We start from the raw sequence: 23,439 nt of genomic DNA, 5'->3' as shown, positions 1-23,439 counted from the left end.
GTGGGGTAATGGTTTGTGTCCGAGGGGGGAACTGAACCCCCACGATCCGCATCGATGCGCACTCTGAGTGCGCATGCGCTGATACTACAGCCTTCGCTGCAGTAGCGGGGACTACGTGACGCTTGCAGACCGGCCTGTCGGTGCCCGGGGGCCCAGGGTCCGGTGCGCTCACGCCTTGGAGAAGCCGAGTGCTCGGTATCCCGGCATACGGCGTTGGAGTGAGGTGGCGAGAATCGGGGTGGCCGGGTCATGGTAGTCGTGGACCTCGGCGACGTCCTTGCCGGGCGCCGCCCGGATCACGCGCCCGGCGCACTGGATGAGCAGCCCCTCGTAGGAGATCGGGCCGGCGAGGAAGAGGGTGTCGAGGACGGGGGCGTCGAAGCCTTCGCCGATGAACGGTGTGGTGCCGATGACGAGGAGGCCGTCACCGGCCTTGGCTTCGCCGAGTCGGTCGACGGCGGTTCGCCGGTCGGTGGTGCTCATCGCTCCTTGGAGTACGAGCGCCTGATGTCCGCGCGCCGCGAGCATCGCGGTGAGTGCGTCGACGTGGGCGACCCGCCGGGTGAGGACGAGACAGTTGCGCCCGCGCGTGAGGGCTGCGGTGACATCGTCGGCGATCTGGGTGTTGCGCGTGTGGTCGAGGGCTAGGCATCGGTGGATCTCGGCGAGTGCGCCTGGTGCGTTCAGGTCCACGTCGCCGGCCCGGAACGTGGTGTCGTGGACGTGCAGCAGTCGTTGTGGTCCGGCATCGACCGCCATCGCGGCCGCGATGGTGCCCTGCTCCTCGTCGGTCATGGTGTGACGGATCGGGCCGAGCTGCCAGGTGACGAGCTGGTCGAGCCGGTCACGCCGGGCGGGTGTGGCGGTGAGCCCGAGCCAGAACTGCGCGGCGATCCGTTTGACCGAGTGCTCGTAAGCGGCGGCCGCGAGGTGGTGGCACTCGTCGATGATGACGTGCCCGTACCCCTGGGTGAGTGTGGTGATGTCGTCGCGTCTGGCCAGGGAGGGCAGCAGCGCGATGTCCACCGCTCCGGTGAGCTTGCGCCGGCCGCCGCCGAGTTGGCCGGCCCGGATGCCGAGGAACTGTTCGAGGCGCGCGCGCCACTGGTCGGCCAGCGCTTTGCGGTCGACGAGCACCAGGGTGGAGGTGCCGCGCTCGGCGATCACGGCGCAGGCCATGACGGTCTTGCCGGAACCTGGTGGAGCGACGAGTACACCGTCGTCGTGGGCGAGGAGCGCACCGACTGCGGTGCTCTGCTTGGTGGTGAGTTCGGCGGTGAACGGGGCGTCGATTTCGCGGCCCGGGTTTCGTCCGTCGGTGACGGCCAGCCGCGATCCGGTGTGTTCGACGATCGCGGCGATCGTGTGGCGCAGGCCGCGCGGTAGTACCAGACGGTCGTCGAGGGTGAGGTCGTAGCCGCGGATGAATCGTGGGGTGTCCCAGGTGGACTTCCGCAGTCGCTGCAGTTCGTAGAACTTCGGGTTGGCCATGGCGGCGGCGTGCTTGAACGTCGCCAACGCGGCCGGGGTGAGTTGTGCGGCGTCGAGGCTCAGCCCGGCACCGGCTTCCGCGTGCACCACCGGTGGCAGCGCAGGGTTTACTCGAGTCGCATCGGACCGGCTCATCGCCGCGACGTCCGCGCCGGTGGTGGCACGCTTCGCCTGCCGGGCGATGCGTTCCGCGTCGCTGGGGCTGAGCCGGTCCAGCGTCGACAGGAACCCCCACTGGTCGGCGTACGGCTCGAGCGTGCCGAGATCGAGGAACGTCGTCAGCCCGTCCTTACGGCGCCGGCCCTGCAACGGCGCGGCGATGAGGTTGCCGAAGCCACCCTCGGGAAGGACGTCCTGGTTGGGAAACAGCCGATCGTACGACCGCAGATCCATCGACCCGCGCAGCACCATCGCCTCGTGCAGCAGGGCGGTGCCGACGGCACGCGCCGTCGTCGCCGGGAGCACACCGGCGAAGAAGATCCACACGTGGGCGCCGCGACCGGACTGGGAGATCTCCAATGCCGCCGGCACAGCGCTGGCCCGCGCCGCCTTGATGTAGGCCAGGGCGTCGAGCATCGCCGTCGGGCCGTCGAAGTCGGCCACGACGAAGTGGCATGTGTTGCCAGGCAGCAGCGGGTACAGCCCCATGAACACGTCGCCGACGAGATGAGCGGCGACGACCTCCCCCGTCCGGGGCAGGTAAGTAGCGCCGCGCCGGTCCATGCCCTTACGCCAGCCGCCGGCGACGGCGGGCATCCACCCGGCGGCGCCGGTGCGGGTGTTCTCCCACCGCACGGCATACACGTCGACGCGGGCCCGGAACCGGTCGGCGAACAGCGCCAGCTTGTCGGCCACCGGTGAGGCCATCGTGACCAGGCCCGGCGCAGCGACCGGCGCGGACAGCTGCTCCGGCGCAGGAGCCGTGTCCTGACCACGCAGTTCGAGCAGCCGTGACAGCCGGGCGTTCTCCGCCCGTAACCGCTGCAGCTCGCGGCGAAGACCTTCGAACTCGTCGACCGAACCCACCGGACCATCCTCGCGTATCGGGCTTCGAACACCGCGGGACGGGTCCGCTATCCTGCGCCGATGGCATCGAAGCGGAGTGCGGCGCTCGAGGCGATGATCGAAGAGGCCACCGTTGACGCGTACGGCGACGACGAACAGCTCACCGGCCTGTTCACCCTGCTCGAAGAGCATCTGGCGGTGCCGTTTACCACCACCGTCCTCGGCATGGAGGTGACCGTGCGGAAGGTCGACCTGACCGCCGACAGCATCGTCGCGGTCTGCACCCAAGGCCGGCACCGGCAGAAGATCGACCTGCTCGACCTGCCGCTGCCCACACCAGCACCGGACGGCGCCGACTGGATCGACGCCTACCGGCACTGGGCGGGACGGTAGACCGCCGGTGAGCGAGTATCAGTACTACGAGTTCACCGCCGTCGACCGGCCCCTCACGACTCGCGAACAGGCCGAACTGCGGTCGCTGTCCACCCGGGCCGACATCACCGCCACCAGCTTCGTCAACACCTATCAGTGGGGCGATTTCAAGGGTGACCCGCGCAAGCTGATGGAGCGGTACTTCGACGCGCACCTGTACCTGGCGAACTGGGGCACCCGCCAGGTCATGCTGCGGCTATCGAAGCGCGTGCTCGACCCCGCCGCCGTCGCCGACTACTCTCCGGGTGACAGTGCGTCCGCGTGGACCGCCGGCAGGCACGTCATCGTTCGCCTTTGTCGGGAGGACGAGGACGGCACCGATGAGTGGGACCTCGACGGTCACGGCCTGCTGGCCTCGATCATCCCGGTCCGGGCCGGTCTCGCCGCCGGCGACCTGCGCCTGCTGTACCTGGGCTGGCTGCGCTGCGTACAGTCCCTGGAACTCGACGACGACGAACCCGAGCCGCCCGTCCCGGCCGGGCTGGGCACGCTCGACGCCTCGCTCACCGCGGTCGCCGAGTTCCTGTGCATCGACCCTGATCTGATCGCGGCCGCGGCGGCCGCTTCGGCGCAGGCCGCCGTCGAGCCGACCGCCGCGCAACTGCGCTCGTGGGTCACCAGACTCCCGGTCCGAGAGAAGGACGCCATCCTCGCCGACCTGGTCAGCGGCGGCGACGGTCCCCTGCGCGGCCGGCTGCTGCGCCGGTACCGCGACGAACACCTCCCGGACACGTCCACCACGACGGCCCCACGCACCGCTGGGGAGCTGCTCGCCGCCGCCGCGGATCTCCGCGCCGAACGGGAACGCCAGGTCGCCGAGCAGCGTGAGCGGGACCGGATCCGCCAGGAACGGTCCACGGCGGCCGCCCGGCAACGGCACCTCGACGCCCTCGCAGTCGATCAGCCCGCCGCGTGGCAGCGGGTCAACGAACTCATCGCCACGAAGAAACCCCGCGACTACGACACGGGCGTTCAACTCCTTGTCGACCTGCGCGACCTCAGCGAACGCGACGGCAGCACCACGCCGTTCCGGCAGCGGCTGGCCGAACTACGGGCGGTGCACGCACGTAAGCCCAGCCTGCTGGAACGCCTCGACCTGGCAGGACTCGATGCCTGAGACCCTCCGGTCGACCGCCGCACAGGCCGAGGCCAACCTTCACGCCGTCCTGCACCTCGTGGCAGCCCGTCGGTTACGGTGCAGCGAAACGACCCGTCGACCCGCCGCCGCGACCGTCGCCGCCGTCGCCGAGGTGCTCGACGGCGGGGACTTCTACCCCGCCGAGCCGATCGCGGCGTTCGCGTGGCCGCTGCTGCTGCAGGCCGGCGGACTGGCCGAACTCGCCGGCGGCCGACTCCAGCTCACCGATCGCGGACGCGCAGCCCTCGGTAGACCGGCCGCCAGACGATCCGGCAACTCTGGCGGTCCTGGGTCACCACCACCGTGCTCGACGAGTTCAGCCGGATCGACCGGATCAAGGGCCAGCGTGCCGCGAACGCCCTCACGTCGGTCAAGACCCGCCGCAAGGCCCTCGCCACCGCCCTTGCCGCCTGCCGATGCGACGAGTGGATCGCCGTCGATGAACTGTTCGCCGCCATGCGCCGCCGCCGGGAGACCTCCCCGACCGTCGCCCGCAGCGAACGTGGGCTGTGGAAGCTTTACCTTGTCGACCCCCAGTACGGCAGCCTCGGCTACAGCGGATTCGCGGACTGGCCGGTCCTCGAGGGCCGGTACACCCTCGCCGTGCTGTTCGAGTACGCCGCGACCCTCGGCCTCATCGACATCGAGTACACCGACCCGGTCGGCGCCCGCAGCGACTACCACGGCAACTGGGGTGCCGACGACCTCGACTACCTCAGCCGCTACGACGGCCTGCGCGCCATCCGACTCAACCCGCTCGGCGCCTACGCACTCGGGCTGACCGGCGACTACCAGCCACCCGCCAGCACCACGGAGCCGGAGCGGACCCTGAAAGTCCTGCCAACCCTGGACATCGTCGCCGTCGGCGATCCCACGGCCGCCGACCGGCTCGTCCTCGACGCCCACGCCGAGCACACCAGCGACCGGGTCTGGACCGTACGCGCCGACACGCTGCTCACCGCAGTCGAAACCGGCCGGCCGCTCGGCCAGTTCGTCACCTTCCTCGCCGACCGGGCAACACACGACCTGCCGGCAGCGATGATCGTCCTCGTCGATGACGTGACCACCCGCGCCGCCAGAGTCCGCGACCGCGGCCTCGTCCGCCTCGTCGAATGCGCCGACGTACCCCTCGCAAACCTCATCGCCCGCGACCCGAAACTGCGCACCCTGTGCACCCTCGTCGGCGACCGTCACCTCGCCATACCCGTCGAACACGAAAGCCAGTTCCGCCGCACACTGCGCACCCTCGGTCACACCATCGCCACCCCGATTGGATGAACCAGGCCGCAGCGGCCCAACAACCACTTCCTGCAGGGCAGACCGCGTCGGCTGGGGATCAAGGATGCCGAGCCCGTCCTCGCCATGACCATCCCCGCGTTGCTCCGGGTGCCCGCATTGGCCGTCCTCCCTGCATCACCCCTGCTGCTTGGTCCAGCTGCACCTCGGGAACGCCGCCGGGAGGTCCGCGACACCACCCTGCACGCCTCGCGCTCGAAGCCGAAACCACCGCTTGGCGGCGGCACCACCTTTAGGTTCCGGCCAGCCATGCGCCTGAAGCGACGCGTTCGACCCTGCTGCACCGTCCGTGAACCTTGCACGTCGCGGGTCGCTGATCCGGCTCGACATCGGGTTCATAGTCCCTGCCACAGTGCCGCCATCTGGCCTTCCCGAAACCTTACGAGTCCGATCTGCGGTGACCGAACATCCCTGGCAACAGCCGCTCGGGCTGACGATTCTGCGGCTGGCGGTTCCCGCGGCCATCATGGCCTGTCAGCCAAGTCCGCGGCGGGATAATGCCGGTGGCCGCAGCTTGGTTCAGCGTGTTGACGTGACATTGCGCGGCCACCGCCGTGAGTATCGAGGTTGACCAAGATCTCCGATGTGGGGCGGTGGCCGTGCCGTCATGGCGGGCGCGGGGCTCGAATAGTCGCTTCGGCCCGCTGAAGTGCGCTTCTGGGCAGCCTCAGCGAGCTGGGCAGAAGAGCGAGCGAATCGTTGTGCATCTCTGACCCGCGCCACAGCCGCGAGTGTGGAGGAGGTCGTGGTTGCTGAGTGGCCTCCGATGCTGGCGTTGCCGTAGCACCTCGCGGATCCTCAGGGAGGTTACCCTGCCGCGGCAGGTTCCGCGGCATGCTCAACAACGTGTTCCGTAGCAGGTTCGGGCCGCAGGAAGCGAGCGCCGATCCAGCCGTAGGCCAGCACGAGGAGAACGCCCCCCAGCGCCTCAGTGATGGGTACGAAGAACGAAACCAGCGTCGCCAGCAACAGCGTGGGAATGGCCCAATGGACCGTGCGCGCCCGGAACAGGGCGACTGCCAGTAGGACGAACCCGAGCAGGCCGATCAGCACCATGAGCTGGATGATGATGAAGACAGGTTCGCGAGCGACCGCGTCCAGGATCGCCACGTTCTGGTCGGTGACGCCGCCGGGGGCGATGGCTGACAGGGCCGAGCCGCTCGCCGCATCGCCGAGGTTCGCGAGCATGTTGAGGGTGAGCAGCCCGATCCCGAGGTGACCGAGCACCGCGCCTCGTCCGGGGAACAGCCGCGGCAGTCCGGCCAGCCCCGGCACCAGCAGGAGGACTGCTACCAGTTGGAGTAGGATCGACAGCCGGAATCGGCTCGGGTCGGCGGCGACCTCGGTGAGGATGGTGCGGGAGTCCTGGCTTGACACTGTCTTGAGCGCCATCGCCGCGGTCATCACGATCGGCCCGGCGATCAGGCATATACCGGTGAAGCGGCGACGGAAGTCGTCGGGGGTTGTGGACATGTGAGCCTCCTTGATGGGTGAGGCCGTCACCGTAGGTCGCGCGGATGCCGCTGGTCGTCCGGCAGTCCGACGATCCCGGCGTCGTCCACGCGGACGGGTTCGACCGCCCGGCCGGCGGCGTTATCGTGAGCGCCATGCGCTGGACCCCGCCCCGTCCGCCCTGGACCGACATCCTGGTCGCCGGGGCGCTCCTCACGGCCGCCGTGGCCGAGGCGTTGACCAGCACCGATCTTCACTTCACCATTCTGGAAATGCTCGTCGCTGCCGCCACGGTCGTGCCCATCGCGTGGCGGCGCGTCTGGCCGCTCGGTGTGATCGCCGTTGTCATGTTCGTCGTGGCCACCTCCTCATTGGTGAGCCACAGTTTCGAGAGCGGCTACGTGTTTTTCGCCATGATCGTGGGCTGCTACTCCGTGGCGGCCAACGCCAAGCTCAGTGACGCCGTCGTCGGCGCCGCCATGGTGGCCACGTTCGTGCTGGTCGGCTTCGCCATTGACCCCCGTCGCGGCGGTGTCGGGGACTTCCTGTTCACCGGAGTGCTGTTCGCCGGGGCGTGGATCCTCGGTTACCTGATCCGTATGCGCGGCCAGGAGACGCAAATCTTGAAGGAGCAGGCCGCCGAGCTCGAGCGGCGGCGTGCCGAGGACGCGCAGCGGGCCGTGCTCGCCGAGCGGACCAGGATCGCCCGCGAGCTGCACGACGTGATCGCCCACAGTCTCAGCGTGATGGTCGTGCAAACAGGCGTCGTACGGCGGCGTCTGCGGCACGAGCGGCCCAGCGACAGCGAACTCCTCGACGAGGTCGAGCAGGCAGGGCGGGGCGCGATCGGAGAACTGCGGCGGTTGCTCGGGATCCTTCGCGCGGACGGCGAAGTGCTTGCGCTCGACCCGCAGCCCGGGCTCGACCGGCTGCCACCATTGCTGGACCAGATGCGCGAGACCGGACTCACCGTCGAGGTGACGGTCGAGGGTGCGCCTTCCACGCTGCCACCCGGCGTAGACCTGGCCGCGTATCGGATCGTGCAGGAGGCGCTGACCAATACCCTCCGGCACGCCGGGCAGGGCGCGCGGGCGGAGCTCGCGATCCGGTGGAACGGCGAGGCCGTGGAACTGGAGGTCCGCGACGACGGTAAGGGGACGGCGCCGCTCGGCCCGGGCACCGGGCACGGTCTGATCGGGATGCGCGAGCGGGCAACGCTGTACGACGGGCGGCTGGAGGCCGGTCCCCGCGAGGGCGGCGGTTTCCGCGTGCACGCCCTGCTGCCGTTCGCGGGGAGCGAGCGGTGAGCATTCGGGTGGTGATCGCCGACGACCAGGCCATGGTACGGCGGGGCTTCCGGCTGATGCTCGACGACGAGCCCGATATGGAGGTCGTGGCGGAGGCGAGTGACGGTGAGCAGGCCGTACGGGCGATCCGCTCCCTCACCCCCGACGTCGCGCTCATGGACATCCGGATGCCCGGCGTCAACGGCCTGGAGGCAACCCGGCAACTGGCCGGACAGCCCACCCGGATCATCGTGTTGACCACCTTCGACCTCGACGAGTACGTCTACGAGGCGCTGCGAGCCGGAGCCGCCGGGTTCATCACCAAGGAGGCCCCGGCCGAGCAGCTCATCGAGGCGGTCCGGGTCGTCGCGGCGGGGAACGGCATGCTCACGCCAGGAGTGACCCGCCGCGTCATCGAGGCCTTCGCCAGGGCCCCTATCCCGCGCCGCTCACCCGCCCTGGATACCCTCACCGCCCGGGAACTGGAGGTGCTGCGGCTCATGGCACGTGGCCTGTCCAACCCCGAGATCGCCGCAGAGCTCTTCATCTCCGACACGACCGCCAAGACCCACGTCAGCCGGATCCTTACCAAACTCGACCTACGCGACCGCATCCAAGCGGTGATCTTCGCCTACGAGCACGGCCTCGTGGTGCCCGGCTAGTGGGGCACCCCGACGTGGCCGCAGCTGGTCAAGGAGTGTGTCAGTGCCGCCTTCGACGGTGAGCACGAGTATTGGAGCCGTTACGGCCAGCAGCTCAGAGAACTGCCGCCACTGCCGGCGCAGATTGCCACGCCTGAAGCGATGCGTTCGATCCTGCTGCACCGCCCGTGGACCTTGCAGGCCGCCAGCGCGGACTGGCTGATCCGGCTCGGTATCCGATTCTTGTGCCCTGCCATGGTTACACCCACCGGGCTGCCAGATATCAAGGAGTCCGATGTGCTGTAACCGTGCGCTGACCGCCAGCTGCGAAACGGGGCTGACCATCAACCCGATTCCGCCGCTGGCAGTTCCGGCTGACATCACGGCCCGCTGGCGCGGTCTACGGCGGCGAGCGGGTGGGGTTGGCCGGTCAGGGCGGACAGCGCCGCAGCGACGGCTTACAGGTCGGCCTTGATGTATGTAGTGGTCGCGGGCCCGGTGGAGTCGGTGTGCCCGGCGTAGGCGCGGGCAATGCCGTAGCCGAAGTGCCGTTCGACCCAGGTCAGGGTGGTGTGCCGCAGCCAGTGCGTGGAGATGCCCTGGGCGGCCACCCACGGCAACTGCTCGCCGATGCGTTTCCACAGGTGGTCGTAGCGGCGGCCGGTAATCGCCCGCCCGTTGCGGTAGCGCAGCAGAAGGTCGGTGGGCAAGACCGCGCCCCGGGCGCGGGCATGTTCATCGAGGTGAGCGGCCAGGTCAAGGGTGATCGGCTGCCAGCGCAGGGTGGCACCCTTCTCGGTCAGCCGCACGAGCCCGCGTTCGGCGTCCAGGTCGGCCAGCCGTATCCCGAGCGCGCCACCGCGGCGGCAGGCGGTCTCGGTGTGCAGCCGCAGCAGAAGGGCGTCAAGGAGGACGTCGTTACCGCTGCTGCGGGCGGCGGCGTTGATCTGTTCGAGCTCGTCGGAGGTCAGGGCGCGGCGGGTGCTCGGTAGTCGGCGGGGCTTGACCACCCGGTGGGCGGGGCTGGCTGCGGCGTCGATGAGCCCGTCGGCGATGGCCCGGTTGTAGATGGCGCGGGCGGCGGCGATGACGTGCTCGCCGGCGTGCCGGCCGCAGCGGCTGTTACGCCGCGACCGGGCGGTCACGGCCATCTGTCGTTGCATCGCCTCGATGTCGCTGGCGACGACCGCGTCCAAGGGGCGCTCGCCCCAGGCGGCGGCCATGCGGTTCCAGTAGGTCCCGTAGGTGCGACGGGCACCTGGCCCGGCTGCCGCGACGACGTGGGGCAGGTACTCGGCAAGCGTCGGCAGGCTCGGACCGGGCTCGGCCTGCAGATCGGCGAGGGTGACGCCGAGGTGGGCCAGCAGTTGCCGGGCTGCGGCGACACGGGCGGGATCAGCCGACACGACGGCCTCCGATCACCTGGGCGTGCAGGTCGGCCAGCAGCCGCGCGACGGTACTGGCCGGGTGGATCACCAGCAGGTCATGGGCGACCAGAGCGGCGAGCAGCAGCGACTGCCCGGGCACGATCGCGCACATCTGGCGCGCGCTGGCCGGTAGCGGCAGCTCCCCTCGGCTGCCCACCACATGCTGCCCCGCACGCGCCGACGATCACCAGCATCTGGTCCTGCGCGTTGATGGCGATGCGATGGCCCGGGCCCCAGCGCAGCGCGCGCAGCAGACCGCGTTCGGTCACCCGGCCGGAGCGGTCCGGGCGAGCCATACCGATCAGGATCTCGTCCCGTGAGGCGTCTGCCGGCGGGCGCGGTGCGGGCAGCGCCGGCATCGGCGCCGGACGGGGTCGCGGTCGGTCGGAAAGCGGGACCGGAATGAGCGCGCCGATGAGCTGCTCACGGTCGCGGGGTCGAGTTGGTGTCATGGCCGGTCCAACCGGCAACAACCCGCTGCGCGCCGGGGCCCACGTACGGCTAGCCGACGCTCACGATGACGGGTGAGCGCAGGTACTCCGGCGCATCGATGCGGAACCGGGTCCCGTTCATCTTCAGTGGAACTCCACCAGAACTGGTGTCCGAGGGGCCACACGAACCATTGCCCCACGGCCGATGAGGATCGGCAAGACCTTGAGGCTAACCCAAGCCTAGTTGGTCGGTGACCTCTTCGGGCACGCCGAAGAGCGAGGAGAAACGCCGGCTGCTCACCGACGCGCAACTTACGATTCCGGCGCAACGGCCAAGTCGTGCTTGTCGAGGAGCACGGACAGTCATTGCAGCGTGTCGATCAGCTCGCGAAGCTTGGCATCGGTTGCAGCATCCGTGCTGGCGAGGGCCATCGTTCCGTCGGAGGCGACGAAAGCAATCGCGGTTGGCTTGCTCTGCCCGGCTTCGATACCGGCTGCCTGGCTACCTCAGATCCGTACGTGCCACTGGGCGTTAGGGTCCGTGTTCAGCCGACAGCTGCTTCCGGCCAGGGGAAGGCCGGCTTCGGCGCGTCCTTGACCACATGTCGGCGGACGGCGGCGTCGCAGACCGCGTACCCCCAGTTCGCCAGGCATTGGCGGTGGACGACGTCGAGCGCCTTGAGCCGGGTCGGTGTCTGCGCCAGGAGGCGGGTCGACGGCTCGGGGCAGTCCAGCGCGCCGGGGGTCCCGTACTGCTCGATCGGCGTGCGGATGCCCCAGTACGCCCCCTGGTACACCCCGTCCTCGTACCCCTGGATCAGCATCCGGCTACGGAGGTTGCGGACCTGCTGGTCGATCACCGACAGCACCCGCGCGGTGTGCCGCGCCCAGGTTACCGCCACGCGCGTGCGCGGGCGCAACTGCCCGCCGCCGTCGCTGACCAGAATGGTCGAGCACCGCTTGATCACCGGCTCCAGGCCGAGGTTGTCGTAGACGCCGCCGTCGGACAGCACCATCTCGGTGCGGTAGGCCGGATCGGCGAGCGCGTCGCCAGTCTCCGACCACGCCCCGGTCGGAATCCGCAGCCGCACCGGCGACAGCACCGGCGGGAACGCCGCTGACGCGGCCACCGCGACGGCGATCGGCACGTCTGGCACGTCCACCTTGCCGACCCGCCAGTCGCGCAGGTACTTCTTCGAGATGCGCAGCAGCGCACCGGACTGCAGGTTGGTCGCGGTGAAGACGAACCGTGGGTGGTCCGGCAGGTCGCGGGTGGACATGTCCGCGAAGAGATGTTTCCGGTACGCCCGGACGGCCTGCTCGGCAATCGTCCGGAAGGGAAGCAGCGCGCCGGTGAGCACCGAGGGCCGGTCGATGGTGTGGCCGGCGAGCTGCATCAGCGGGTCGACGACCGCGGTGTCGAGGTTGGTGGCGACGCCGTCCGCCCAGGTGAGGCGGGACCATCCGCAGGCGAGGGCGCCGGCGGCGATCGAGCCGCCGGACACACTGGACACGAAGTCGAGTCGGCCGAGCAGTCCGGTCTCGTTGAGCCGGATCAGCGCGCCGGCGTGGAACAGCATCGCCCGGTAACCGCCTCCGGAGAGGCACAGCGCGGTCCCCTCCCGGGCGCGTCGCGGTCGGTCGGGAGCCGGCCTGTGGTCGGCCAGCAGGTCGGCAAGGTCTCCGGTCATGACTCCTCCTGCCGTCGCACCAGCGTGTGCACTCCCGGTCGCGGAGCGCAATCGTGGATGCGACAGAGTCAGAGCCAACCCTGGTCCTTGGCGTGCATGAGGGCCTCGGTCCGGTTCCGTTTGCCCATCCGGGTGTAGACATCGCGAAGCAGGCGGAACATCATCCGTTCCGAGTACCCGGACCGGTCGGCGACCTCGGCGACGCTGTCTCCCCTGGCGAGCCGGCGCAACCAGGAAATCTCGTCCGCCGACGGCACGGCGTCGCCGACGTCCGGGCCGGCCTCCGGGCGAATCAGGGCCCGCAGCGCCTCGGTGGGGATCAGGCTCTTCCCGTCGGCGGCCGCGTCGAGCACGGCGCGAAGCACCGCGGGTGGGGCGTCGCGCGGGATCGCGGCGACCGCGCCGGAGGTTAGGGCACGCACGTACGCGGCCGGTTCGGGCCGGTCGAGGACGGCGATCACGCCGTTGCCGGCCGCGCCACGGCAGACCGCGTCGAGCATGGCCCAGTCACCGGGCGCCTGCACGGTCAGCACGACGATCCGCCTCTCTGGAACGGCCGCCCAGGTCACCGCGTCGTCGGGTTCCTCCACGCCGTACCCGGCCGCGGTGATCGCCGCGACCACGCCGCGCCGGAACAGCGGCAACGGATCGACGACCGCGACCCGGGGAACCATCGCCTGATCCTCGCCGAGACGGTGCGGCGCCGCCAGCACCTCGACGTGCATGTCAGGGTCGCGCCGCCGGATGGCGGGGAACGGACGCGGTCAATGCGTCATGGACCCGCCGCTCGGGCGGCCTCTAACGTCGCCTCAGGCACTCACAGTGACACGAAATGGACGCTTGGTGATCCAATGTTCTACCGCAGGCACATGGCAGGGTGGATTGACCCCGCCGAGCGGGGCGGGGTCGGTGGCGTGCTGGTCGCGGTCGGCGTGATCGTCGTCCTGGTCCTCCTCGGCGTGGCTATCATTGTGATGGGATCTGAGCAGCAGCCCAAAGTCGCTCCGGGATCGACACAGAGTCCGTCTCCAACTGCTTGAGCCGCAACGCAACTCGGGCCACGGCACCCTTCGCCGCCGTGACGCGCCTGGCCTGACGGTAGGCGTCGGCGGCCTGGTCGATGAGGTCCGACGTCAGATCGTCGCACACCGCCAGCCCCGTCAAGATCAGCCCGCGGGCGTCCATGAGTTGGTAGTCGGGGTACCCATCGGCGGGAGGTTCAGGCACGAGGCGGAGACCCTCCTTGAACGCGGATCGGGCGGCCGGCAGGTCTCCTGACCTGAAGTCGATCATGCCTTTCAAAGCGAGCCCATCGGCGGTCGGGTCGTGCCGCACCGCGACCCGAATCGTGTCGGCCGCCTGCTTGAGCTCGCCTCGGCAGAGCGCGATGAGTGACGACACCTCGCGAGCGTCGCGGCGCAGCATCCGGCTTCCCGTCTCGTCCGCCGATCGCGCGGCGCGGTCAGCCGCCGTCTCAGCTTCGTCCCACCGCTCCTGCACGATCAGCAGTTGCGCATCGTGAAGATGACCCTCGCCGAGCTCGATCTCGAGGCCGGCCAACTCCGCGAGATGTCTCGCGCGGCCGAGATCGCGCGCCGCCCCGGTATAGTCGCCGAGGTGGGTGCGGATGATGCCGCGGCCGGCCGCGTCCAGGACGAGGAGCAGCGCGGCGTCGGAACCCGCGCCGTCGAGCGACCGGGGCAGGTTCCGCCGGGCCTTCTCGTAGTGGTCCAACGCGCCAGTGAAGTCCGCCGCCCTGGTCAGCACCGAAGCGATGCCGATCTGCGCGGCGGCCCGGATGATACCGCCGGAAGGGACCAGGACCATCGGAATGCGGCGGAGCGCCTGCCGGTGAAGATTGGCGGCCTCGTCCAGCCGATCCTGGTCGAAGTGAGCCTTGCCGACGGTGGTCAGGAGCCGGGCGACGGCCTTCCGGCTGCCTGCGAGCCGTTGAGCCGCGGCCGCATGTTCGATCACCCGCTCTGGCCGGCGCTGCTGGCCCGCGATCCACGCGAGAGCGCAGAGCCGGAAGTACTCGTCGCGGTCGGTCAGCCGCCCTTCGAGCCGGGTGAGCGGGCGCTCGACAAGTACCCCGTGCCCCCATCGCATGAGATAGAACCGGTTGAGGTCGTCGGCGAGGTGCAGCGCGGTGGAGTACTCGCCGGCCGCGATGCGCATGTCAATCTCGGCCAGATGGTTGTCGAGATCTCCGACGCCGCCGATCTTCTCGGCGGGGGTGCGGTGCCGCTCGAAGTGCTCCGCCGCCCGATGGTAGAGCGCTACCTGGGTCAGCAGCCCGGAACTGGCGGCCACGTCGTCACAGCCGCCCTCGGCGAGCGTGTTCAGCACGATCGCCCGGTCGTTGCGGGGCGGCAGGTAGAACCGGCCCTGATCGTCGCGCCGGACCAGCCGCAGGCGGTGCAGCCGCAGCAATCGGTGCGCGCTGCCGATACCGGGCACGTAATCGCCGAGGAGTTCGTCGACCGCCGCGGGCTTGACCGGTCGGGCGTAGATCGCCAGGGCCTGCAGGATACGCTTGTCCTCGATGTCGAGCTGCAGGAAGACCTTCTTGAGCACGGCACCGGATGGGTCACCGGAGATCTGCTCCAGGTCGTGGATCTGGTCCTCGATCGAGCGGCGCGAGTCCTGGCTCAGCAGGGCGAACACGAGTTCCAGTGCACGGGGCGAGCCGTCGACGAGGCGGCAGAGATAGGTGAGCGTCGGCACGTCGTTCAGGTGCAGCAGGCCTTCCGTGTCGAGTGCCTGCAGGAACCTGAGGTCGTGCGGTTCGGGCAGGCCCTCGTCCAGACTCAGCTCGAACGACTCGGGCACCGGCCCGATCGGCTGGCCCACCAGCAGGATCCGCACCCCGTGGTCGCGACGCTGCCGCAGCCGGTCGACCACGTCCCGCAGCTCCTCGTCCTGGAACCGGCCGTCCTCGCCGAACAGCTCATCGGCGTCGTCGATGACGAGCAGCACCGGGCAATCCGCCAGACCGTCGAGAGCATGGTCGAGAACATCGAGCCAGGGCTGTTTGAGCCGCTGCGCGTTGACCACCAGCCGCGCCTGCTCCCGGCCACGGACCATCCGGGCGATCGCGCTGACCACGGCCGCGGCGTTGACCGGCCGGAAGCCGAAGGCCGGCAAATAGACGAAGCCGCGTAGGAAGGGCGCCCGGAGGCCGGCTCGGCGTTCGGCGAGCAGCCGGGCCACCACGCCGGTCTTGCCGACGCCGCTGCGGCCCTGCAAAAAGATCATCCGCTGGTCGGGTTCGGAGAGAAGGCGTTCCAGTTCGTCGAGGTACGGCTGCCGATCGTGGAACGTCGAGTGGTCGGCGGCGAGCGGCTCACCCGCATAGGCGAGGTCGTCGTCGGCGGGTCCCGGCACGTCGAGAGGCTGGGCCGGCGCGGGTTCGGGGCGGTGGCCGTCGAGCCGCAGACTCACCTGCGCGATGAGCTCGTGCAGTTCCCGCAGTTCGGCGTTGATCCGGTCGGCCTCGGCCGTGTCGGCGCCGGCCCGGCCGCGCTCGACGGCGTCCCGGCGGGAGACCAGCTTGCGGAGTTGCCGACGGGGCGAGGCGGCCTCGCGCAGCCGGCGCCCGAGGCCCACCCATCCGTCGCGACCGTCGACCGGGTCCAGCCCGGCGGCCCACCCGGATCGGGGCGCGGCGGAATCGGCGACCACTGCGATGACGTCCAGCCCTCGGGTGACTGCGTCCTCGACCTTGGCACGGCACGGAGACGCCTCGCCGATCGCGTGTTCGGTGGCCAGGAACACGAGAACGTCCGCGCCGCCGCCGCGCAACGGCTGCACCGGCAGTGCAGACCGTTCCAGGTAGCGCTCCAGTTCGTCGGCCAGCGCGGCGTCCTGCGGCGCGTGCGCGACCGCGACGACCAGGTGGTTCCCGCGCTCGCCCGGCGACGGGCCGGCGTCCGCCTGCGCCTTGGCCAGCCGCTCGAGGTGCGCCCCGATCAGCGGATCGATGTGCGCGGTAGCGGCGAGCAGCGGCATCAGCCAGCCCTGGCGGTCGGCCGTCTCGACAACGTCGCGGGCGAAATCCGGGAGCGTGGCATTCTCCTTCTCCAGCCGCCTGAGGTCGACATCGAGTCGCCGGACGACATCCCTGAGCTGGTTGAAGGTGTAGTAGTTGAACAACGCCTCGCGGATCTCAAGGACCTCGTGCGGTTGCAGGGACGCGCGGGGCATGGCCGGCCTCAGGCCTCGATCTCGGCGCGCCACCGTTCGGTGGCCCGGCGCAGCGCCGACACGGGTATGCCCTGGTTGTACCCGGCGACGCCGGTGGCGGGGAAGGCCGGGTCACCGCTCTGGTGCACGGCGACCCATTGCCAGTCCGGCCCGAAGCACGGCGAGCCGGAGGATCCCGGTTCGGTGTTGGTGCGGTAGCGCACGCGCGTACCCGGAGGATTGACCTCGATGACCGCCTCATTGTCGACCATCACCACCATCTGCCGCCCGCCAGGGTGCTGCACGATGTGCAGCTCCGGCGAGGAGGTGAAGTCGTGGTCCTCGGCCGGCATCGGAAACCAGCCGCGCGGGGGCGCCGGACGGTCTGCGGTCGACCCGCCGACCGGCTCGTCGCCGGGCCGTCCATCCGCCCGCAGCAGGGCGAAGTCGAGCTCGCCGTCGTGCGGTTCGCGGTCCGGCTTGAGCTTGCGGTCCATCAGGCTGCTCGGGCTGAACCCGATGCACCAGTCCGCCGCCAACCGGTACCGGGTGCCGGTCGGCAGCGACGTGCCGTCCTCGCGGTAGGCGGGGTCGAACAGGATAGTCACCGCGGACGGCGGCGCCTTCTCGTCGATGATCGGCTCGACCACGTGATGGTTGGTGAGCACCACGGACGGGCCGACGAGGAAGCCGGTGGCCCGCACCCGGCCCCGTCCGTGCGGAAACTCGATGCGGCAGACCCGGCCCTCGATTTCGCCCAGCCGCGCCCGCCACTCGACCATGTCGTAGCCGGTGCGGCCCTTCCGGACGTACGCCAGCAGCCGTCGTTCGTCGGTCACCGCGCCGTCCGGGGTCACGATCACCGGACCGAGGCCGAACCGGCTGCCGAACGCCTGGAGACCGGCGTCCGTGGGGCGTGCCGCTCGCGCGGCGGTCACCAGGTCGACCCACCATCCTTGACGGGTGGCGTCGTCGATGACCTTGTACAGGACCGTGTCGAGATCGTCCGCCGGGCTGACCAGACGCTCGATGTTGCGGTTGAGGCGGCGCGACAACATCTGCTCGAACCGGGCCCGCGTGAACGCCTCGACGAGCAGATCGGCCAGCTCCCCCTGCTCGGGTCCAGTCAGGCGATGAGCTTTCATCCGATACTCCTCTCGCATCGATGAGTACCGTACGTGTGACCTTGAGTGAGCAGCAAGGATGACGGATCACCGACACGACGGCACCCCCCACGGCCGCCCATGATGTGCTGTGACCATGAGTCGCGCCAGATACGGCGACTGGGGGGCGTCGCTCGACGACTACGAATTCGCGAAAGCGCTCGCGGCTGCCGGCGTCGCCATGGCGGCCGGCGAACCGACACTGCAGTCCTTCCGCACTCGCGTCACGGCCGATGGCCCGGCCCATTACCCGTGGCGCAGTCCGGACCCGGACCGGATCCCGAGCGCGCCGGCGTGGGAGACGGCGTGGCGTGAAGGAACGATGTGGCCGAAGCCGGTGCTCTCGGTCCCCCTCGATCCGGCGGATCCGGAGACGGTCTGGACGTTGGAGACCCTGGCCGTCGTCGCTGACGTCTACATCCCGCTCGACACGGCCCGGACGGCTGAGTCGTGGCGCCTGCCCATCCGCATCGGACTGCTCGATGATGGACCCGGCCGTGCGCTCCTCGCCGGTCTGCGACAGGAGATCGGCGAGTCGGCGTGGCGCCGCGAGCTTATCGAGCCAGTCGTCATCGGACGTGAACGGATCGCCTGCGACATCCTCGTGCTGCCCGGGCCCGCCTCGGACACGACCGCGGCAATCGCGAAGATCCGCGAGATCCGGTGCGGGACGGTCGTCGTTCAGCGCGCCGACGAGCCGTGGACCCGGGACGCGCTCGCCGCACTGGCCGACCGCACCGGCGCGTGGTCGATCGGCGTCGGGCCGTCGCGCGCGACGGCCGAAACCCTCGTCGAGCTCATCCGCGAGCTGTCGCACAACGTACCGTTCGAGGAGGCGTTCGGTGGAATCATCCTTGCCGGTCACGACGCGGTCGGGCGCCACTCGATCGCCCGCCGGGCTCTGCTCACCGCTCAACTGCTACGCGACTCCGGGCCGTCGCTGGCCAGCGAGGTCAATCCGATCGCGCTGGCCAACCAGTTCGAGGACGTGGCCACCCGGGGGGCGTTCGAGAGCGAGGGCGGCGAGGCCACCGAGCTCCTCCACCTCGAGCGGGTCGCGGCGCCGCTGATCCGCGCCGCTGCGGGCACCCGGGCGCTGCAGGCCCGGATCGTCGAGGCCGACCGGCCCGAGCCGCCGCTCGCCGAGTGGCTGGCTGGCACCCGGCACCGGATCGACGTCCGGATCGGCGTGGACGCCACCGACTGGTTCCATGCCCGGACCGCGTTCCCGGAAGATCCACACGCGACTGGCTCCCGCCCGCTCGTAGTCCTCCTGACCGAGCCGGACCTGCTGCCCGCGCCCCTGGTCGCCGACCTCCAGCTACCCCTGATCGGCGACAGCGCCACCATTTCGTTCGAGCTGACCACGCGGCCGGACACCACCGCGGTCGACGCGCGGCTGATCGTGTTGTGCGGCAACCGGCTCCTGCAGACCGCCCGGCTGCCCGCCTCGGTCGGCGTCGCCCGGCCAGAGACGGCACCGGCCGCCAAGCCCGAGATCACGGTTGCACCCCCCACGGCGGAGGTCGCGGAACGGCGCTCGTTCGACGCGACGCTGTTCGTCGGGCCGGGCGCCGACGGCAACACCCAGATGACCGCCGTGGCCGGCCCCGCGGCGGCCACGATCCGGTTCACCGACAACGCCGTCAACGACGCCATGAAGCGGATTCAAGCGCGGCTGTCCGAGGTCGTCGCCGGTGATGAGCAGACCGCGGGACTGACCGCTCCCGCGGCCGTCGAGCTGCTGATCTTCCTCGCGTACCGCGGATCTCTGCTCCGGATGGCGATCGAACGGGACGCCGCCGGCTTCACCGAGGCTCTGCACACCACCGAGTACGTGCAGGTGGTGTCCGCCGAGGCCGATGCCTTTCTGCCGCTGGAACTGGTCTACGACTTCCCGCAGCCGAAGGAGTCCGCGTCGCTGTGCCCCGAGGCGATCGCCACGCTCGGCGCCGAGCAGCCGGGCGGGATCTGTCCCGGGCCGCACACCGCTGACGTCGTCTGCCCGTTCGGCTTCTGGGGCCTGTCCAAGGTGATCGAGCGCCAGGCGTTCCGACCCGGCGCCCGCACGGCGGACGGATTTCAGCTGCGCGGCTGCCCATCGCGGGATCGGAACCGGATCACGCTCGGCCCGATCGTCTTCGCCACGAGCGACCGGGTTGACGGATTCGCGGCCGGCTCGGTCAAGATGCTCGCGACCGCACTGGGACGGTTCTCCGCCACCCGCCGGGTCGAGATCTGGGACGACTGGGCGAAGGCCGTCAAGGAGAGCCGGCCGGCCGTCCTGATGGTGCTGCCGCACACCGTGCACTCGGCGGTCTACGACGGATACGGCCTGGAGATCGGCGCCGACGCCCGGATCTGGCCGCCTCAGATCGACCGCGGCTTCCTGCCGCCCGACGACCGACCAGTGATCGTCGCTCTGCTGGGCTGCGCCACCGCATGCGCCGGGGAGATCAGCTACGAGGAGTTTCCCGGCATCCTGCGCGGCGCCGGGGCGGAGGTCGTCATCGCCACGCTGACCGAGGTCCTCGGCCGGCACGCGGCCCCGGTCGCCGCCTCCCTGATCGAGGAGCTCTACGGCGCGTGCCGACGGGAGCCGCATGGACTCGGCGAGGTCATGCTGCAGCTACGCCGCCGGCTCCTCGCCGAGGGCAACCTCACCGTGCTGGCGCTGGCCGCGTTCGGCGACGCGGACTGGCTGATCTCCGCGGAGGCATGAGAGATGTTGACGCTCCATCTGCTCCCCGCTCTGCACGGCGACGCGCTCGTGCTGGAGTACGGCACACCGGACGACCCGCATCGCGTGCTCATCGACGGCGGCCCGCGTAGCACTACGACCCGCGAGGCTATCTCGGCCGTGCTGGGCGACGCCGAGGCGCTCGATTTGCTCGTGATCACCCACATCGACGCCGACCACATCACCGGCATCCTGAGCCTGCTGGAGCGCCGCGAACTGCCACCGCAGATCGGCGACGTCTGGTTCAACGGCTGGGAACACCTGCCCACCGACAAGTTGGGCGCGAAGCAGGGCGAGCGGCTCGGCGAGCTGATCGCGCGCCGCCGATTGCCGTGGAACGCCGCGTTCGGCGGCAAGGCCGTCATGGTCCCGGACGGCGGGCCGCTGCCGGAAATCACGTTGCCCGGCGGGCTGACCCTCACGCTGCTCTCCCCCACCCGGGCGGCGCTCGCCGACCTGCGGCCGGTCTGGAAGAAGGAGGTCGAGAAGGCCGGTCTGGTGCCCGGCAAGGCGGCCGAGGAGGCGCGGACCGCGCCGACGGACCGGTTGGGCGACGCGGCGCTGGACCCGGCGGCACTCGCATCGACCCCTTTCGAGGACGACAAGTCGGAGGCGAACGGCGCGAGCATCGCCTTCCTGGCCGAGTACGAGGGCCGGAGCCTGCTTCTCACCGGCGATGCGAACGACAGCGTGCTGACCGCCGGGCTGCGCCAGCTCGCCAAGAAGCGTGGCGTGCCAGCCGTCAAGGTGAACGCGCTGAAGATGCCGCACCACGGCTCGCGCTACAACGTCAGCGCCGAATTGTTCGAGTTAACCGAGTGCGACCGTTTCCTGTTCTCCACCAACGGCGCGATCTATAAGCATCCCGACCGGGTGGCCGTCGCCCGCACCGTCGCTGGCCGGTCACCACGCCGACTGGAATTCAACTACCGCACGATGTACACCCAACCGTGGGAGTCGCCGCGGCTGAGCCGCCTGTTCAGGTACGAGATGGTGTATGCAGGCCGGCCGGGTCACCTGCGCGTGGAGATTTGATCCACGGGGTTGCCAAATCATTATCTCGGTGGCCGGGATCCGGCTCGGTGAATCGGCCGTCGTCCAGCGGCTTCCCGCAACAGCGCGCGCAGATGGCGCTCGAAGCCGGCCACCCGCCCTGTGGCACTGTTGCTTTGCCCACGCCCACGCCCACGCCCCGCCGAATAGTTCGGATCATGGATCCGGTAGGGAGCACGGAGGCCGGAGCCGGCGACCCGGTCGCCGGCTCCGGCCTCGACACCGCCCAATGCAACCCGGCGCACTGGCTCGTACCCCAGGCCAGGTGCCTTCGTCCCGGTCCCATCGACGAGTTAGTAAGAGATTTGCCTCGCCATGATCCAATGTCCAATTACCGGCAAAGGCAGGACGGATCAAGCATTCCTCTCCCCGCCGGTCGGCAACAGCCCAGGACGCCCCGACGAGGCACATGACCGGTAGGCCAAACAGAGGTTCTCTTCGTCGGCGACCTCGGCGATTAGCTCGCCCACGTCCACCACTGCGCGGCTGAACGCGACGATCGCCGAAGTGTCGAGGATGACCTTGACGGCGAGGCCGTTAAGACGGCGCGGCGGTAGAGCCCGCGCAGGCCATGCTGCCCGGCGCCCGGGCGAATCTGTCCTTCACGATGCGCCTGATACCCGCGTCGCATTGGGATGCTTGACGGTGATCACGCTGTCAGCGGAGCAGGACACCTGTGCCGTGGCCTGCTGGTTGGTTCATTCGATGCCGATCTTCACCGCGCCACTCGCGACTTGTGCGGATGTTGCCTCACGGGTTGCTGATCAGGTGTTGTCGATGATCACCAGTCGGAAGCGGTAGCTGTCGCCGCATGTCACGGGAGTGCCTTCCTCTTCCCACTGGACGCTGCCGCTGTACGCCAGCCTGGCCGTCGGTTCCTTGAGGACCTCTTGGACGATCCTAGTGACCGGTCTCAGGATCTGATCACGCATTCCGACTAGCCGGCTGGCAATCGCGTCGTCGTACACCTCCGGCGTGTACGCATCCCACGGCTGAGCCGCGGACGGGGTTACATAGAGATCGACGAAGCCCTCATCGACATCGCGGAACATCTGCCAGCGCCGCAGGTGTAGCAGCGCGGAGATCGAGTGCCAGCCGGGCTGCGCGATATCCTGAGCCGAATCGATCCGCTGAGTGACGTGGCGTTGACCGAATACGGACCGCACGTCCGGCCGTACCAACATCAGCGACTCGAGTGGCCAGCCAGCGAGGCAGGCAAGCAGCGTGGTCACATGTTTCCGCACCTCGGACGTGACCGTCAGGAAGTGGTCGTCACGCCACTCGTCATCGGCAGGCGTGTTTGGAATATGGGCGCCTTGGTTGTGGTAGTGGTTGCTGGCGGCGATTGAAAACTGGGCTTGGCCGGAATGGGCGTCAAGATCGATATACTCGAGCGCGTTCATATATTGGCGTGCTCGGTCGTCAGAGCGTGCAGCGGGGAGCATCCTCGCACCGGCGGGGAAGAGTAGCTGCTGGAGCTCGTTGATGGCCCGGCGCTCGTCGCGCTTAACGGTGTCGACTGAGATGCCGAGCGACCTCGCCACTTGACTCTGCCGGGTTGCCAGCGATGTCACCGCGTCGTCCGAGTCCAGTCCATAGGACGCCCTGAGGACGAGCGCGTGCCGTGTCCGCCCCATATGCTCGATGGCGTCAGCGACGATCTTGTGCGCAAGGTCTGCATCGCTAGTACCCAGAGCGTCCATGAGGGGTTGCCCCACCTCACGGATGTGTCCGGGCGTCAGGCCGTAGCTGCGACGCAACTCGATCAGCGTCTCGATGACATCGAACTCCACGATCACAGCATGACAGCCCGATGGGTCTGGCATAGGTCGTGCACTGTCATTGCCCCTGCTCTGCGTCCGTGGTGCCCCCTGTGCGGACGGCCCAGAGCTGCCACATTCGTACATAGGTTCCCGGAAATCAAGTCCAACGAACCTGGCAGAGGCACAGCGGATCAAGGCGTTTGAGGAGGGCGATGTCGCATGGGTACGGACCCGAACGGGACTTC

Annotated in this window: 16 protein-coding genes; 7 read left to right on the top strand and 9 right to left on the bottom strand. The window is 69.5% G+C overall.

The genetic code is table 11. The features are described 5' to 3' along the window. Window positions 1-168: 168 nt before the first annotated feature. A complete protein-coding gene (locus Q2K19_RS22345) occupies window positions 169-2,517 on the bottom strand; it encodes a DEAD/DEAH box helicase (protein WP_302763448.1) in 2,349 nt (782 codons plus the stop codon). Window positions 2,518-2,577: 60 nt separating this feature from the next. On the opposite strand from Q2K19_RS22345, the gene Q2K19_RS22340 reads away from it, so the two are divergent. The 3 genes from Q2K19_RS22340 to Q2K19_RS22330 all read left to right on the top strand — a co-directional run bounded on the left by Q2K19_RS22340 (window position 2,578) and on the right by Q2K19_RS22330 (window position 5,344). Beyond that, window positions 2,578-2,889 (top strand): hypothetical protein, encoded by a 312-nt coding sequence (locus tag Q2K19_RS22340; protein ID WP_302763447.1) that lies wholly within the window; start codon window positions 2,578-2,580, stop codon window positions 2,887-2,889. Window positions 2,890-2,896: 7 nt separating this feature from the next. Next, the gene (locus Q2K19_RS22335; RefSeq protein WP_302763446.1) at window positions 2,897-4,045 is read left to right on the top strand and encodes a hypothetical protein; all 1,149 of its coding nucleotides are present in this window, start codon (window positions 2,897-2,899) and stop codon (window positions 4,043-4,045) included. 324 nt (window positions 4,046-4,369) lie between these two features. Then, window positions 4,370-5,344 carry a hypothetical protein gene (locus tag Q2K19_RS22330; RefSeq protein WP_302763444.1) on the top strand — a complete coding sequence of 325 codons (975 nt, stop codon included), beginning with the start codon at window positions 4,370-4,372 and terminating at the stop codon, window positions 5,342-5,344. 825 nt (window positions 5,345-6,169) lie between these two features. Here Q2K19_RS22330 and Q2K19_RS22325 read toward each other — a convergent pair. Continuing rightward, the gene (locus tag Q2K19_RS22325) at window positions 6,170-6,835 is read right to left on the bottom strand and encodes a hypothetical protein (protein ID WP_302763443.1); all 666 of its coding nucleotides are present in this window, start codon (window positions 6,833-6,835) and stop codon (window positions 6,170-6,172) included. Between the two features lie 44 nt (window positions 6,836-6,879). Here Q2K19_RS22325 and Q2K19_RS22320 point away from each other — a divergent pair, with 44 nt between their 5' ends. Beyond that, window positions 6,880-8,121: a sensor histidine kinase gene (locus Q2K19_RS22320; RefSeq protein ID WP_302763442.1), complete on the top strand. Its 1,242-nt coding sequence runs from the start codon at window positions 6,880-6,882 to the stop codon at window positions 8,119-8,121. 32 nt (window positions 8,122-8,153) lie between these two features. Further along, complete coding sequence (locus Q2K19_RS22315) at window positions 8,154-8,762, top strand: response regulator (protein ID WP_302772706.1); 609 nt, start codon at window positions 8,154-8,156, stop codon at window positions 8,760-8,762. 437 nt (window positions 8,763-9,199) lie between these two features. Here the strand turns inward: Q2K19_RS22315 and Q2K19_RS22310 are convergent, their stop codons facing one another. From Q2K19_RS22310 to Q2K19_RS22285, 6 genes are all read right to left on the bottom strand, one after another. Continuing rightward, a complete protein-coding gene (locus Q2K19_RS22310; RefSeq protein WP_302763440.1) occupies window positions 9,200-10,147 on the bottom strand; it encodes a tyrosine-type recombinase/integrase in 948 nt (315 codons plus the stop codon). Continuing rightward, a complete protein-coding gene (locus Q2K19_RS22305) occupies window positions 10,137-10,325 on the bottom strand; it encodes a hypothetical protein (protein ID WP_302763439.1) in 189 nt (62 codons plus the stop codon). Before Q2K19_RS22305 ends, Q2K19_RS22310 begins: the two co-directional genes overlap by 11 nt. A gap of 819 nt (window positions 10,326-11,144) precedes the next feature. Continuing rightward, a complete protein-coding gene (locus tag Q2K19_RS22300) occupies window positions 11,145-12,290 on the bottom strand; it encodes a patatin-like phospholipase family protein (RefSeq protein WP_302763437.1) in 1,146 nt (381 codons plus the stop codon). A gap of 68 nt (window positions 12,291-12,358) precedes the next feature. Beyond that, window positions 12,359-12,964: a helix-turn-helix domain-containing protein gene (locus Q2K19_RS22295; RefSeq protein ID WP_302763436.1), complete on the bottom strand. Its 606-nt coding sequence runs from the start codon at window positions 12,962-12,964 to the stop codon at window positions 12,359-12,361. 292 nt (window positions 12,965-13,256) lie between these two features. Beyond that, window positions 13,257-16,496, bottom strand: coding sequence for an AAA family ATPase (locus tag Q2K19_RS22290; protein WP_302763434.1), 3,240 nt, complete (start codon window positions 16,494-16,496; stop codon window positions 13,257-13,259). Between the two features lie 8 nt (window positions 16,497-16,504). Continuing rightward, complete coding sequence (locus Q2K19_RS22285; protein WP_302763433.1) at window positions 16,505-17,620, bottom strand: trypsin-like peptidase domain-containing protein; 1,116 nt, start codon at window positions 17,618-17,620, stop codon at window positions 16,505-16,507. Between the two features lie 115 nt (window positions 17,621-17,735). Between Q2K19_RS22285 and Q2K19_RS22280 the strand changes: the two genes are divergently transcribed. Both Q2K19_RS22280 and Q2K19_RS22275 read left to right on the top strand, forming a co-directional pair. Then, entirely contained in the window at window positions 17,736-20,360 is a 2,625-nt protein-coding gene (locus tag Q2K19_RS22280) for a hypothetical protein (RefSeq protein WP_302763432.1), read from the top strand. 3 nt (window positions 20,361-20,363) lie between these two features. Next, window positions 20,364-21,413 carry a ComEC/Rec2 family competence protein gene (locus tag Q2K19_RS22275; RefSeq protein WP_302763431.1) on the top strand — a complete coding sequence of 350 codons (1,050 nt, stop codon included), beginning with the start codon at window positions 20,364-20,366 and terminating at the stop codon, window positions 21,411-21,413. A 782-nt stretch (window positions 21,414-22,195) separates the two neighbouring features. Here the strand turns inward: Q2K19_RS22275 and Q2K19_RS22270 are convergent. Beyond that, on the bottom strand, window positions 22,196-23,224 hold the full coding sequence (locus Q2K19_RS22270; RefSeq protein ID WP_302763428.1) for a sigma-70 RNA polymerase sigma factor region 4 domain-containing protein: 1,029 nt from the start codon (window positions 23,222-23,224) through the stop codon (window positions 22,196-22,198). Between the last annotated feature and the right edge of the window lie 215 nt (window positions 23,225-23,439).

The sequence above is a fragment of the Micromonospora sp. NBRC 110009 genome, assembly GCF_030518795.1.
Lineage (GTDB): Bacteria > Actinomycetota > Actinomycetes > Mycobacteriales > Micromonosporaceae > Micromonospora.
This window is presented reverse-complemented; position numbering and strand designations above follow the sequence as displayed.